Origin of the sequence: Tepidibacter aestuarii (assembly GCF_934924865.1) — a bacterium.
Lineage (GTDB): Bacteria > Bacillota > Clostridia > Peptostreptococcales > Peptostreptococcaceae > Tepidibacter_A > Tepidibacter_A aestuarii.
Genome location: NZ_OW235315.1, coordinates 464,402 through 477,185, shown reverse-complemented (window position 1 = coordinate 477,185; position 12,784 = coordinate 464,402). Strand labels below are relative to the sequence as shown.

The 12,784-nt window shown below is 30.6% G+C and carries 16 protein-coding genes; 1 reads left to right on the top strand and 15 read right to left on the bottom strand.

The features are described 5' to 3' along the window. Positions 1-49: 49 nt before the first annotated feature. From larE to M2214_RS02290, 3 genes are all read right to left on the bottom strand, one after another. On the bottom strand, positions 50-871 hold the full coding sequence (gene larE, locus M2214_RS02300; RefSeq protein WP_248482385.1) for an ATP-dependent sacrificial sulfur transferase LarE: 822 nt from the start codon (positions 869-871) through the stop codon (positions 50-52). A gap of 14 nt (positions 872-885) precedes the next feature. After that, positions 886-1,644 carry a tRNA threonylcarbamoyladenosine dehydratase gene (locus M2214_RS02295; RefSeq protein WP_248482383.1) on the bottom strand — a complete coding sequence of 253 codons (759 nt, stop codon included), beginning with the start codon at positions 1,642-1,644 and terminating at the stop codon, positions 886-888. Between the two features lie 115 nt (positions 1,645-1,759). Then, entirely contained in the window at positions 1,760-1,990 is a 231-nt protein-coding gene (locus M2214_RS02290) for an SHOCT domain-containing protein (protein WP_248482381.1), read from the bottom strand. Between the two features lie 457 nt (positions 1,991-2,447). Between M2214_RS02290 and M2214_RS02285 the strand changes: the two genes are divergently transcribed. After that, positions 2,448-2,873 carry a SoxR reducing system RseC family protein gene (locus tag M2214_RS02285; protein WP_248482380.1) on the top strand — a complete coding sequence of 142 codons (426 nt, stop codon included), beginning with the start codon at positions 2,448-2,450 and terminating at the stop codon, positions 2,871-2,873. A 71-nt stretch (positions 2,874-2,944) separates the two neighbouring features. Here M2214_RS02285 and M2214_RS02280 read toward each other — a convergent pair whose 3' ends face one another. The 12 genes from M2214_RS02280 to M2214_RS02230 form a co-directional block, all read right to left on the bottom strand. Beyond that, the gene (locus M2214_RS02280) at positions 2,945-3,154 is read right to left on the bottom strand and encodes a heavy-metal-associated domain-containing protein (RefSeq protein ID WP_248482378.1); all 210 of its coding nucleotides are present in this window, start codon (positions 3,152-3,154) and stop codon (positions 2,945-2,947) included. Positions 3,155-3,194: 40 nt separating this feature from the next. Next, the gene (locus tag M2214_RS02275) at positions 3,195-3,482 is read right to left on the bottom strand and encodes a DUF2933 domain-containing protein (protein ID WP_248482376.1); all 288 of its coding nucleotides are present in this window, start codon (positions 3,480-3,482) and stop codon (positions 3,195-3,197) included. Between the two features lie 12 nt (positions 3,483-3,494). Continuing rightward, on the bottom strand, positions 3,495-3,623 hold the full coding sequence (locus tag M2214_RS18110) for an LDCC motif putative metal-binding protein (RefSeq protein WP_256466696.1): 129 nt from the start codon (positions 3,621-3,623) through the stop codon (positions 3,495-3,497). 230 nt (positions 3,624-3,853) lie between these two features. After that, a complete protein-coding gene (locus M2214_RS02270) occupies positions 3,854-4,921 on the bottom strand; it encodes a DmpA family aminopeptidase (protein WP_248482374.1) in 1,068 nt (355 codons plus the stop codon). A gap of 27 nt (positions 4,922-4,948) precedes the next feature. After that, positions 4,949-5,197: a hypothetical protein gene (locus tag M2214_RS02265; RefSeq protein WP_248482372.1), complete on the bottom strand. Its 249-nt coding sequence runs from the start codon at positions 5,195-5,197 to the stop codon at positions 4,949-4,951. 108 nt (positions 5,198-5,305) lie between these two features. Next, positions 5,306-6,022 carry a gamma-glutamyl-gamma-aminobutyrate hydrolase family protein gene (locus M2214_RS02260; protein ID WP_248482370.1) on the bottom strand — a complete coding sequence of 239 codons (717 nt, stop codon included), beginning with the start codon at positions 6,020-6,022 and terminating at the stop codon, positions 5,306-5,308. 27 nt (positions 6,023-6,049) lie between these two features. After that, positions 6,050-7,018 carry an ABC transporter ATP-binding protein gene (locus tag M2214_RS02255; protein ID WP_248482368.1) on the bottom strand — a complete coding sequence of 323 codons (969 nt, stop codon included), beginning with the start codon at positions 7,016-7,018 and terminating at the stop codon, positions 6,050-6,052. Between the two features lie 3 nt (positions 7,019-7,021). Further along, on the bottom strand, positions 7,022-8,008 hold the full coding sequence (locus M2214_RS02250) for an ABC transporter ATP-binding protein (protein ID WP_248482366.1): 987 nt from the start codon (positions 8,006-8,008) through the stop codon (positions 7,022-7,024). A 22-nt stretch (positions 8,009-8,030) separates the two neighbouring features. Beyond that, entirely contained in the window at positions 8,031-8,930 is a 900-nt protein-coding gene (gene nikC, locus M2214_RS02245) for a nickel transporter permease (protein ID WP_330651534.1), read from the bottom strand. Positions 8,931-8,946: 16 nt separating this feature from the next. Next, on the bottom strand, positions 8,947-9,867 hold the full coding sequence (gsiC, locus tag M2214_RS02240) for a glutathione ABC transporter permease GsiC (protein ID WP_248482364.1): 921 nt from the start codon (positions 9,865-9,867) through the stop codon (positions 8,947-8,949). A 65-nt stretch (positions 9,868-9,932) separates the two neighbouring features. Then, positions 9,933-11,513, bottom strand: a complete 1,581-nt coding sequence (locus tag M2214_RS02235; protein ID WP_248482362.1) for a glutathione ABC transporter substrate-binding protein — start codon at positions 11,511-11,513, stop codon at positions 9,933-9,935. A gap of 41 nt (positions 11,514-11,554) precedes the next feature. Continuing rightward, positions 11,555-12,565: an asparaginase gene (locus tag M2214_RS02230; RefSeq protein WP_248482360.1), complete on the bottom strand. Its 1,011-nt coding sequence runs from the start codon at positions 12,563-12,565 to the stop codon at positions 11,555-11,557. Positions 12,566-12,784 lie beyond the last annotated feature (219 nt).

The following is a 12,784-nucleotide window of genomic DNA, read 5'->3' as shown; positions in this document are numbered from 1 at the left end:
AAAAAGTCGCTAGCTTTATATAACTAACGACTTTTTTACAAAATTCATATTATATTTTATCTTCTTCTTTTAAAACTTCATTCATGCTACCACTTCTATAACCAAGTAAATCTAAGGTCACATAATTAAAACCTATATTTTTAAATTTATTACCTATTTCATCCATTATTTTCAAATCAAAAATCTTTGTTCTTTCATCTGATGATATCTCTATTCTCGCAATATCTCCGTGATGTCTTACTCTAAATTGCTTAAATCCAATGTCCCTTAAGTAATTCTCAGCTTTATCTACCATTGAAAGTTTTTCTAAAGTAATTTCTTGCCCATATGGAAATCTAGAAGATAAACAAGCAAAAGCTGGTTTATCCCATGTTGCTAAATTTAATTTCTTAGATAAATTTCTTATATCGTCTTTAGTTAAACTGGCTTCTTTAAGAGGACTTATTACTTGTAACTCTTTTGCGGCCTTCATACCTGGTCTATAATCTCCTAAATCATCAAAGTTAGATCCATCCAAGACATATTTTACTCCATGTTTTTGAGCTACTTCTCCTACTTTAGAAAAAAGTTCATGTTTGCAATAATAACATCTATTTGGAGGATTTTTTCTAAATCCGTCTATTTCAGTCTCTTCTGATACAATTACAATCTGCTTTATACCTATTTCATGTGCTAGTTTTTGTGATTCTTTGAATTCTCTTTCTGGATAAGTCGATGACTTTGCTGTTACAGCTATCGCTTTGTCTCCTAGTACATCTTTACATACTTTAGATAAAAAAGTACTATCTACTCCTCCAGAAAAAGCTATTGCTACACTTTCTAAATTTTTAATAATATCTTTAAGTCTTATATATTTCTGTTCTAGATTCAATGTCTACCCCACCTTTAATTTTCTGTATATCCTATTATGTCTTTTACAACTTCTGATGCAATAATAAGCCCTGCAACAGATGGAACAAAAGATACGCTTCCTGGAATTTGTCTTCTTTCTACGCATGTTCTATCTTTATTTGGGCAAATACAGTTTGTTTTACAATCTCCACCTACTACTTTTGGTGTTATAGGCTTTTCCTTAGAATATATAACCTTTAATTTCTTTATCCCTCTTTTTCTTAGCTCACTTCTCATTACTTTTGCTAGTGGGCACATTGATGTTTTATATATATCTGTAACTTCAAGTCTAGTCGGACTTAACTTATTTCCTGCCCCCATACAGCTTATAATCGGTATATTTTTGTTAGTACATCTTTCTATTAGATCTAGTTTTGCAGAAACCATGTCTATAGCATCTATAACATAATCATATTCATTAGAAAGTAACCTTTCAGCGCTGTCTTTATTATATAGTTCTTTAAATATTCTCACTTCTACTTTAGGATTAATTTCTAACATTCTTTCTTTCATCACTTCTACTTTTGATTTGCCAACAGTCTTTCTCGTAGCATGAATCTGTCTATTAATATTTGTAAGACAAACATCATCATCATCTACTAATATAAATCGTTCAACACCACTTCTAACTAATCCTTCTATTGCAAAAGTTCCTACTCCACCTACTCCAAATATAGCTACAGTGCTCTTCTTTAATTTATCTAATTCTTCTGTCCCAATTAACATTTCTGTTCTAGAAAATTCATGTAACATTTTAACACCTCTTAATTTAGCTTTTGTCTTTTTATCATTTTGATAAAAAGATTATCATATTTGTTTATTTTAGTCAATTATATGTTATTGTAATCATTTCCCATAATTATAACCTTTAGCTTTTTTGACTAAGAATTTCTCTTTTCGTCTTATATTCATCTTCATCTATTTCACCATTTGCATATCTTTGACTTAATATTTCTATACCAGCATTACTTTTTTTATAATCTTTTTTAATCATATTTGCAATAAACCAAACAACTCCTATAATAAATAAAAACCTTAGTCCGATATATAAAAAGCTCCATGGCCCTCCTAATGTATATCCAAATCCACAATCAAACATATCTACTCCTCCTTATATTAGTTTTTATTTATATATAGCAATAATAATGCCAAATATTATAGTATGTTTAAATTACCAGGCAACAATTAAAAATTTTATTTTACTCTTGTTACTTGTCTTGATATAATCAGTAAAAAGCAATAAATGTAATTTATCCTAAAGCTAAAAGTTCTAAAACTCCATCTGAATTAAGTTTCGCTTCATTATTAGATATATTTCAGTTATTAAAGGAGTGCTCACGATTATTTTTACTGATTGTAGGTTTTGACACAGTTCTTGTGGCATATTCTTTATTTCTTTGTAAAAAATACTTAGTAATTATTTTTATTTTAATTCTTCTTATTATTTAAGTATCTTTATTTTTATAGGCTTCACTTTTAATAGCGCACATTCTATTTGTATTTTATTGACTTGGCATAATTTTTGCATATAAACTTATATAGAAAGGAGTGTTTTTATGGAAAACATAGGAAGAGTTGTGGAGACGAAAGATGATTTTGCAAAATTAGAAGTAAGAAGGGCAAGTGCATGTGGTGAAAAATGTTCTAGCTGTAAAGGTGGATGCAGTACTACTGGAATATATATAAATGTAAAAAATCCTATAAATGCTAAACCTGGTGACTTTGTGAAAGTCGAAACAGAAACAAAATCTATTATGAAGGTAGCATTTATAGTTTACCTGTTTCCTTTATTTATGCTTATATTAGGTATTTTTTCTAGTTCTTTTATCTATAAACAATTTAATATCACATTTTCATCAGAAATATTTAGTTTCCTAGTTGGGTTACTTTTTATGGGCATATCCTATATAATAATTAGAATTGTAGACTTAATATATCAATCTAAAGGAACACTTCAATATAAAATGATAAAAAAATTATAGATTTGTTATATAAATAAAAGATGGAATTAATTTAACAATATAAATTAATTCCATCTTTTTAATTCTGTTTTTTATTCTATTCCTACTACTTTATAACCAGCTTCAACAACTGCTTCTTTTAACTTCTCATTATCTACTTCATTTGCTAATTCTACTACTGCTTTTTTTTCTTCAGCACTTACCTCAGCACTTTTAACTTCACCTATACTCTCTAACTCTTTTTTTACTCTACCTGCACAATGTCCACAGCTCATTCCTTCAATATTAATAATTTTTTTCATTTAAATAACCTCCTTATTAATTACTAGTTTTTTTATATTATTATTTATTTTCTATTACTTTATAATCTTTCCCTTCTAATTCTAGGTATTCTTTATTTTCTTTCTCATAGCAATCTTTATTATTATGAGATTTTTTCATCATAAATATCATTCCAATATGCATTAAAGGACATAAAAGAAATGCGAATGATGAAAAAACACCTCCATTTATTCCAAACAAAGGTAATCCTAAAATTATCAATATAGGCAGCATACAGCATAGCATCATCAAAGCTCCATACTTTAACAGACCTTTACTATTTTTATCATTATTATTTGAACAATTCATAAATAAGTTCTCCTATTGTTTTTTGTTATGACTATTCTTACCTTTTTTATTTAATTCACAACAGTCTAATTTTCCATTACCAAAATTCTCTTTGTTAGCTTTTTCTAGTTTTTTTAAAAATTTCTCAAATAATTTTTTCATATTTATCACTTCCTATTTATAATCTATAATAATATAAAGCAATAACCATGCCATTTTATACTTATAAATAAAAAAGCAGAAGCTATAACACTTTTTAATGGTTATAGCTTCTGCTATTATTGATATTATTATGTTTTCTTCCAATATAAAAATCATATATATTATAGTTAAATACTTTAATATTATATATATCATAATTTTAGTGTGTTAAATACTACACCTTGTGTATGTTATGATTTTGACTTTTTAATAATTATATCAAGGTAGTCCTTTAATGAATATCTAACATTTTTACCTCTACCTACTGTTGTATTTGCAGTAATCATAGAATTTAAAACAGCTTCTTCTGTACACTCAGCAACAGCTCTAAAAGCTAAGTCCATATAATTTTCATTTAACATTTTTATATCTATTATTTCTTCTTTTTCATAATGTGAAACTCTATTAGCAGTAGAAAATGCAATAACTATTTCACCACTTCCATTACCTATATATGATCCTGTCCTACCAAGTCCTACTACTGACCTTTTTGAAATTCTTTTCAGCTGTCTTTCTGTCATTGGTATATCAGTAGATAGAATAATGATTATTGATCCTTTGTCGCTTTCTTCATCATTTAGACCATCTTTTTCAGATATTATTTTTCCAGCAGGAGTTCCATTAATTATTAAATCTTCTTTCTTCCCCATATTGGTTAAGGCTAATGACCCAATTTTGTATTCTTTATTATCAAATTTAAGTACTCTTGATGCTGTACCTATCCCACCTTTTAGCTTATAGCACGACATGCCCATTCCTGCTCCTACTGATCCTTCTTCAAATTCATCATCTGCACTTTCTATAGCTTTAAATATGTGCTCTTTTTTTATATGGCTTCCTCTTATATCATTTAAGTATGCATCATTACATTCACATACTATTGGATTAACTGTTCCTGTAGTTAACCCAATATCCTCATTATTATTTAGCATATATTTAATTAACGCATCACTAGCTGCACCTATACTTAGAGTATTTGTTAATATAATTGGAGTCTCAATCGTTCCTAATTCTTCTATCTGAATAGTACCCATTGTTTTTCCAAAGCCATTGATAACATGTGAAGATGCAAATACTTTTTCCTTAAATAAATTTCCGCTATGAGGTAAAATTGCTGTTATTCCTGTTTTAACACTATCTTTATTAATTGTAAAATGTCCTACTTTTACACCTTCAATATCCGTAATAGAATTTTTTTCCCCAGTATCCATATTTCCTATAGTAATTCCATAATCTCTAATTCTTTTTTGATTTTTCATTGAATCGTCTCTTTTCTATTTATTAGTTTATTGAATGACACCTTTAAGTGATAGTTCAATATTCTTGTTATTATAAATTTGAATAACTATATTATTATCCATTGTCTTAAAGCTTTTAATTTCATCTATAGAACATATTTCTCTTGTTTTCCATACTAGAGTTTTATGATAAAGTAAACCATCTTCAACAAAAAATCTACTTAAATTATTCTTCATTGTTTTTTCACTTAGATTCTTTATAGCTTTTTCAAGATTCTTTCTTTCCATCATATACATTAACTCAATTCCCCTTTTTCAATATATTTTTTTAAATATTGTATAGTATATTTTTGTTTTATTCTGTATGTTACTATTTTAGTCAATAAATAACCTATATATATTTGCTTAATACTGTGTACACGCTTGAACCAAAGCCTTAAATAACTTTAAAAAATCTGGATATTTAGTTGCCAAATCCTCTGGATGCCATTGAACACCTACTGCAAAATCTTTACTTATATGCTCTATTCCTTCAACAACTCCATCTACTGACCAAGCAGTTTCCTTGAGATTATTTCCAATCTTTTTAATAGACTGATGATGAAATGAATTTACACTTATCTTTTCTTCATCAAATATATCAAAAAGTATACTTTCGTTATCTATTTTCACTTGATGATAAAGGTTATTTACTGGTGTATCCTTTTGATAATGCCCTAAAGAATTTTCTATTTGTGTATTTATATCTTGATATAATGTTCCTCCTAATGCAACATTCATTACTTGTAGTCCTCTGCAAATTCCTAATACTGGTATGTTCAATCTAAGAGCTTCTAAAAAAAGTTCTTTTTCAAATATATCTCTTTGCTCACATATTAATTGGACTTTTTCCATAGGATTTTCTCCATAAATTAATGGCGATACATCTTCTCCCCCTGAAAGTATGATTCCATTTACTGATTTTAAATAGTTGTTTACTACTTTTTCATCTTCAACTAGTGGAATCAAAACGGGGATCCCTCCAGCTGAATAAACGGATTTTATATAATTATGACTAACTGAGTCATATGATTTTTTAGCCTTTTCTTCCCAAAATGTTGTTATGCCAATAATCGGTTTCATATTACATCTTCCTCTCATTTATTATTTTTAGTATAGATGACAAGCAACACTATGACCAGGTGATACTTCCTTTGATGTTGGGCTTATTTGTTTACATATATCCTTACAATATCTACAACGAGTGTGGAAAGTACATCCACTAGGAGGATTCAGTGGACTCGGTATACTTCCTTCTAATATTATTCTCTCCTTTTTCATTCTAGGATTTGGGATTGGTACTGCTGATAGCAATGCCTGTGTATACGGATGCAGCGGCTTTTCGTATAATATATCTTTATCTGCAATTTCAACTAATCTTCCTAAATACATAACTCCAACCCTATCACTAATATGTTCAACAACGCTCAAATCATGAGCTATAAATAAATATGTAAGACCTAGTTCATTTTGTAAGTCTTGCATTAGATTCAAGACCTGAGATTGAATCGATACATCTAATGCCGATACTGGTTCATCAGCAATTATAAGTTTAGGCTCAACAGCTAATGCTCTTGCAATACCAATTCTTTGTCTTTGCCCTCCACTAAATTCATGAGGATATCTTATAGAATGATACGAGCTAAGACCTACCATATTAAGAAGTGTATGTATTCGTTTTTTCATAGATTCTTTATCTTTGTACATCCCATGTACTATAAGCGGTTCAGCAATTATTTCACCAACTGTCATTCTAGGATTTAGTGATGCATAAGGATCTTGAAATATCATTTGAATATCTTTTCTAAGTGGTCTAACTTCATCTTCTGTCATTTTTGTTATATCTTTTCCTTTAAATAGTATTTCTCCATTACTAGATTCTATTAATTTCAATAACATTCTTCCTGTTGTTGATTTCCCACATCCACTTTCGCCAACAAGCCCTAATGTTTCTCCTTCATTTATTTGAAATGATACTCCATCCACTGCCTTGACATATTTTGTTGTCTTTTTAAAAAACCCTTTTTTTACTGGAAAATGCTTTTTTAGATTATCAACTTTTAATAGAGGCTTTTCCATAGACTATACCCCCTCGTGCAGATTTTCACATAGCCAGCATTTGCTCATGTGATTTTCTTCTATGCTATAAAACGAAGGCTCTTCTTTCCAACATTTATCCATAACTTCACCGCATCTAGGTGCAAATTTGCATCCTTTAGGCATATTTTTAGGGCTTGGCACATTCCCTGGTATAGAATCTAAACGATCAACTTTTTTACGAAGTACAGGAATTGACTTTAAAAGACCTTTTGTGTATGGATGCTTTGGGTTCTCAAAAATTTGAAATACATCTCCTTTTTCCACTACTCTTCCTGCATACATAACAGCAACTCTATCACACATTTCTGCAACTACTCCTAAGTCATGAGTTACAAACATTATTGCAGTTCCTACTTCTTTTTTTAGTTTTCTCATTAGATCCAGTATTTGAGCTTGTATTGTAACATCTAATGCTGTTGTAGGTTCATCTGCTATTAATAGTTTGGGATTGCATGACATGGCCATGGCAATCATTACCCTCTGTCTCATACCACCCGATAGCTGAAATGGATATTCAAAGTAAATACTTTCAGCACGAGGAATTCCAACTAGCTTTAACATGTTTATTGTATGTTCTTTAGCTTTTTGTTTATCATATTTTAAATGAAGCTCAATAGCTTCTTGAATTTGTTCCCCTATTTTTAATACTGGATTTAGAGAGGTCATTGGCTCTTGAAAGATCATAGCTATATCATTTCCTCTTATGTCTCTCATATCATCTTCTGTTATATCTAGTAAATTCTTATCTTCAAATCTAATTGTTCCATCTACTACTTTTCCTGATGTATCTTGAAGTAGACCCATAACCGAAAGAGATGTTACACTTTTCCCACTTCCCGATTCTCCTACTATTCCTAATGTTTCTCCCTCATTAACATAAATATCTACACCGTCTACCGCTTTTACAGCTCCATTGTCACTAAAAAAATATGTCTTTAGATTATTTATTTCTATTATTTTTTTAGGCAACACAATTACCTCCCTTCTATAACTAGTTATCTATTTTAGGATCTAATGCATCCCTCAGTCCATCACCTAATAAATTAAATGCTAGAACAGTAATAAATATTGCAAGCCCTGGGAAAAATGTTATATGTGAAGCAACCCCCAAATAGTCTCTTCCTGAACTTAGCATAGCTCCCCATTCTGGAGTCGGAGGTTGGGCTCCCATTCCCAAAAAGCTTAAGCTTGATGCTGTCAATATAGAAGTTCCTATTCTCATAGTGAAATACACTATTATGCTTGAAAAAGTACCAGGTAATATATGTTTGAACATTATTCTCTTATTCTTAGTACCTATGCTCTTAGCTGCTTCAACATATACTGTTTCTTTCATTGAAAGGGTACTACTTCTAACTATCCTTGCAAACATAGGTGTACTAAATACTGCTACTGCAAGTACAACGTTATAAAGCCCAGGTCCTAGTATTGCTATAATTCCTATAGCTAGTATAATTCCTGGAAAAGCAAATAAAACATCAGCTATTCTCATAATTACACTATCAATCCATCCTCCGTAATATCCACTTATAAGTCCTAAAATAGTACCTAATATAGCACCAAACGTAACTGAACTTAATCCAACAGCTAAAGATATTCTTGCTCCAACTATTACTCTACTGAATATATCTCTACCATAAGCATCTGTTCCAAACCAATGTAAGCCAGATGGACCTTCTAATATATGATCATAATCTGGTTGAACTGGATCATAAGGTACTACTTGGGGACCAATTATAGCAGTTATAATGAATAAGCATATAAATATCCCTGCAGCAATAGCTGTCTTCTGTTTTTTGAACTTTCTCCAAAATTCAGAAAAAGGAGATCTTATATCTTCCATCTCTTCTTTTTCTTCATAATTTGTTTTTTCTTCTACATACTCAGTCAATCTAATCCCTCCCCTACTACTTATAACTTATTTCAGGATTCAGTACTGCATACAATAGATCTATTATTAAATTGATAATTATAAACTGGAATGAAAAAATAAGTATCTCTGACTGTATTATTGGATAATCTCGAAATGCAACAGAATCTATTAATAAACTTCCCATACCCGGCCAACTAAAAACTGTTTCTACAACTACAGATCCTCCTAATAAAAAACCAAATTGTAATCCAACTATAGTAACTACAGGAATAAGAGCATTTCTTAATACATGTTTCCATACAACAATTTTTTCTCTTAATCCCTTTGCTCTAGCAGTTCTTACATAGTCTTCTTTTAAAATATCCATAATTGATGATCTAGAAAACCTAGCCATAACCGCTGCAACACCAGCCCCCAATGTTATAGATGGTAAAATATAATGTTTTAAAGTCCCATATCCACCAGTAGGAAGCCACCCTAACTTAACAGCAAAAATCTGTATCAGCATAAGTCCAAGCCAAAATGAAGGAAGAGAAATACCTGAGACAGCAGAAAACATCCCTATGTAATCTTGCCATTTACCTCTATTTACCGATGAAGCAACGCCTATCATTAGCCCAAAAATACCTGCCCAAAATATACTTGCAATAGCTAGAGTCATTGTTGGAACGAATCTATTTGATATTTCTTCAAGTGCAGGTTTTTTAGTTTTTAAAGATACTCCTAAATCTCCATGCATTATGCCTTTCATATAGTCAAAGTACTGAACGTATAACGGTTCATTTAACCCTAATTCTTCTCTAATAAGTTCAACATCAGCAGCAGTCGCATCTTCACCAGCAACAAGTCTAGCCGGATCACCAGGGATCATATGTATAAATAAAAACACAAAAATAGATATCAATATAAGAGTGGGTATAACACCAAGTATTCTTCTTATAAAATAATTTGCCACTTAATCTCCCCTCCTTTTTCAAGAATATAAGATAAGCACCTTACAGTGCTTATCTTATAAAAGTATTATTTAATTTCTGCTTCTTCTACGCTAAGAGCTCCATCTGGTAATAAATATACTCCTTCCAAGTAATCTTGTTTACCAGACATAGTTAAGTTAACACATAAGAATGCCCATGGAGCATCTTCCCACAAGATTTCTTGAGCTTTAGCATAAGCCTCTTTTCTATTTTCAGGATCTGCTGTAGCTATACCCTCTTTTATCCACTTATCAGCTTCTGGATTGCTGTAATATGCTGTGTTATATGAATATGGAGGGAATGAATCACTTGCAAGTAACGGTCTTATTCCCCAGTCAGCATCGCCAGTAGATGGAGACCAGCCCCCGTAATACATTTGAAGCTCTGCATCTTCTGGATTTTGTACACTCCATATTTTTTCAGCTCTTGTACCTGATTCCATAGGAACTACTTTTGCTTTTATTCCTATTTGAGAAAGTTGTTGTTGTAAAAACTCCATACCTTTTACAGTAGTATTGTTGTTATTTCCCCAGATTTCAGTTTCAAATCCATTTTCATAACCTGCTTCTTTCATAAGCTGTTTAGCTTTTTCTAAATTAAAATCATATGTTTCATCTTGTTTTGAATAATATTGTGTATTTGGAGCTAAAATAGAATCTATTTTTTCAGTATATCCATCATAAACTACCTTTGAATATGCTTCTTTATTAATTGCATAGTTTATAGCTTTTCTCACTCTAGCATCATTAAAAGGCTTTTTCATAGTATTCATTGATAAATATCTAGCTATAATTGATGGTTTAGTTTCTATGACAACACCATCTTTACCATCAATTGCTTTAATTTGCTCTGCTGGCACTGGATAAATAAAATCTGCTTCTTTAGTTTGTAACATTGCAATTCTACTTCCATTTTCTTTTACTGGTTTAAATGTAACAGAATCAACCTTTGGATAATCAGCTTTCCAATAGTTTTCATTTTTAACTACTTTTATATGATTCCCTGGAACCCACTCACTAAATACAAATGGTCCTGTACCAACAGGATTACGAGATACTTCTTTTCCATATTCTTCTAATGCTTTTGGGCTGTGCATCATAGCAGCTGGATGTGCAAAGTTATTTATCATAGCACCAAAAGGCTCTTTTAGAACCACCTTAACTGTATAATCATTAACTACCTCTGTTCTATCTACTAATGCAAATAAACTATGTCTTTTTAATTTGTTTTCTGGATTTGCCAAACGGTCAATATTAACTTTGACAGCTTCTGCGTTAAAGTCTGTTCCATCATGGAACTTAACTCCCTTATGTAATTTAAATGTGAACTCTGTTGCCTCTTCATTACTCTCATATTCTTCTGCTAGTACTGGAACAACATTCATGTCTTTATCAAAACCTACTAACCCCTGCATCATTGTCTTTTGAGCAGAATAAGACAATGTATCATTAGTATCATGTGGATCCATACTAACAAATGTATCCGCAACTGCTATTACTAGATTTTTATCCTCTTTTTTAGCCTCTTCACCAGTTTGTTGTTGTTCTTGATTTGTTTGACCACAACCAACTAAACTACCTACAATTAAAGCTAGGATAGTTAATAAAACAAGCAATCTCTTTAGCATTTAAAGTCCCCCTTGATATTATGTAATTTTATACAAAGCACCTAGTGCTTTTGCAGATTAAAAGATGTAATGATTTTTCCTACTTCTTCTTTACGGTTGTTATATATTTTTGGTGTATAATGATCTTTTAATTTTTCTAGTTCTTCTTTTTTAATCATATTTAATTGTTTTAATACTTCAACTGCAGTAGGATATACTGCTCTAAAATTTCCATCTTCAATTTTAATTGCAATTCCTATGCCTGTATCTTTATCTCCAATTGCATAAACTGCTTCAGCTCCTGCTTTTCCAACGAATCTTCCATTAGTGGCCTTCATAAAGTCAGTACAGAATCGTCCTGTTCCACCAACCATTTCAGGATACTCAGTCATAGCTGTAGTAATTCTTTTACACGCTTTAGCTCTTTTTAATCCAAAATTTTCAGGACATGCTAATCTAGCAAATGCATAAGCCAAATTATAAAGAGGTAGTGAATGTACTGGTACTCCACAACCATCTATACCTATTTCAATATCTTCAATTCTACAACTAGTCATTTGAGAAATGACATTTAAGATTCTTTGTTGTACAGGATGATTTATTTCATAATAATTTTCTATTGTTTCTCCCATATGTTTAGCTGTTAAAAGCATTCCTGTATGTTTACCTGAACAATTACTATACACAGGAGTAAGTTTTTTCCCTTTAACAATTAAATTTTCATATACATTCTTACCTCGCGGGATATGAGTTCCACATTTTAACATATTTTCTTCCATTCCATTTCTGTCCAATATTTCTAAAACCTTATTAGTATGCTGAGGTTCGCCACTATGTGATGCACACATTAATGCTAATTCATCATTACTTAATCTATATTTATTTGCTGTGCCAGTTTCTATTACAGGAATTACTTGGATTGGCTTTATTGAAGAACGTGCATATGTTATTCGATTAGGATCACCAGCAGAATACAATAGTTTTCCATTTGAATTTACAACTACTACGTGTCCAAAATGAGAACTCTCTACTTTCCTACCACGATATACATCAACTAACTTAGTAATATTCATCATTATCCCCCCTTTTCATTTTGATAAAATCTTAATATTTAAATATTATATAAATCAAGATAGTATAATATTACTCATTTTAAATATTAATTATTTTTTGTATACAATTTATTTTATACTGTACTATTATTGTAGTTTTTTTACATGCATCTTCTGTATATGCATAAAAAAAATAGAGGCATTATTTAGCCTCTATTTATATAGTTTTCTACCACCTAT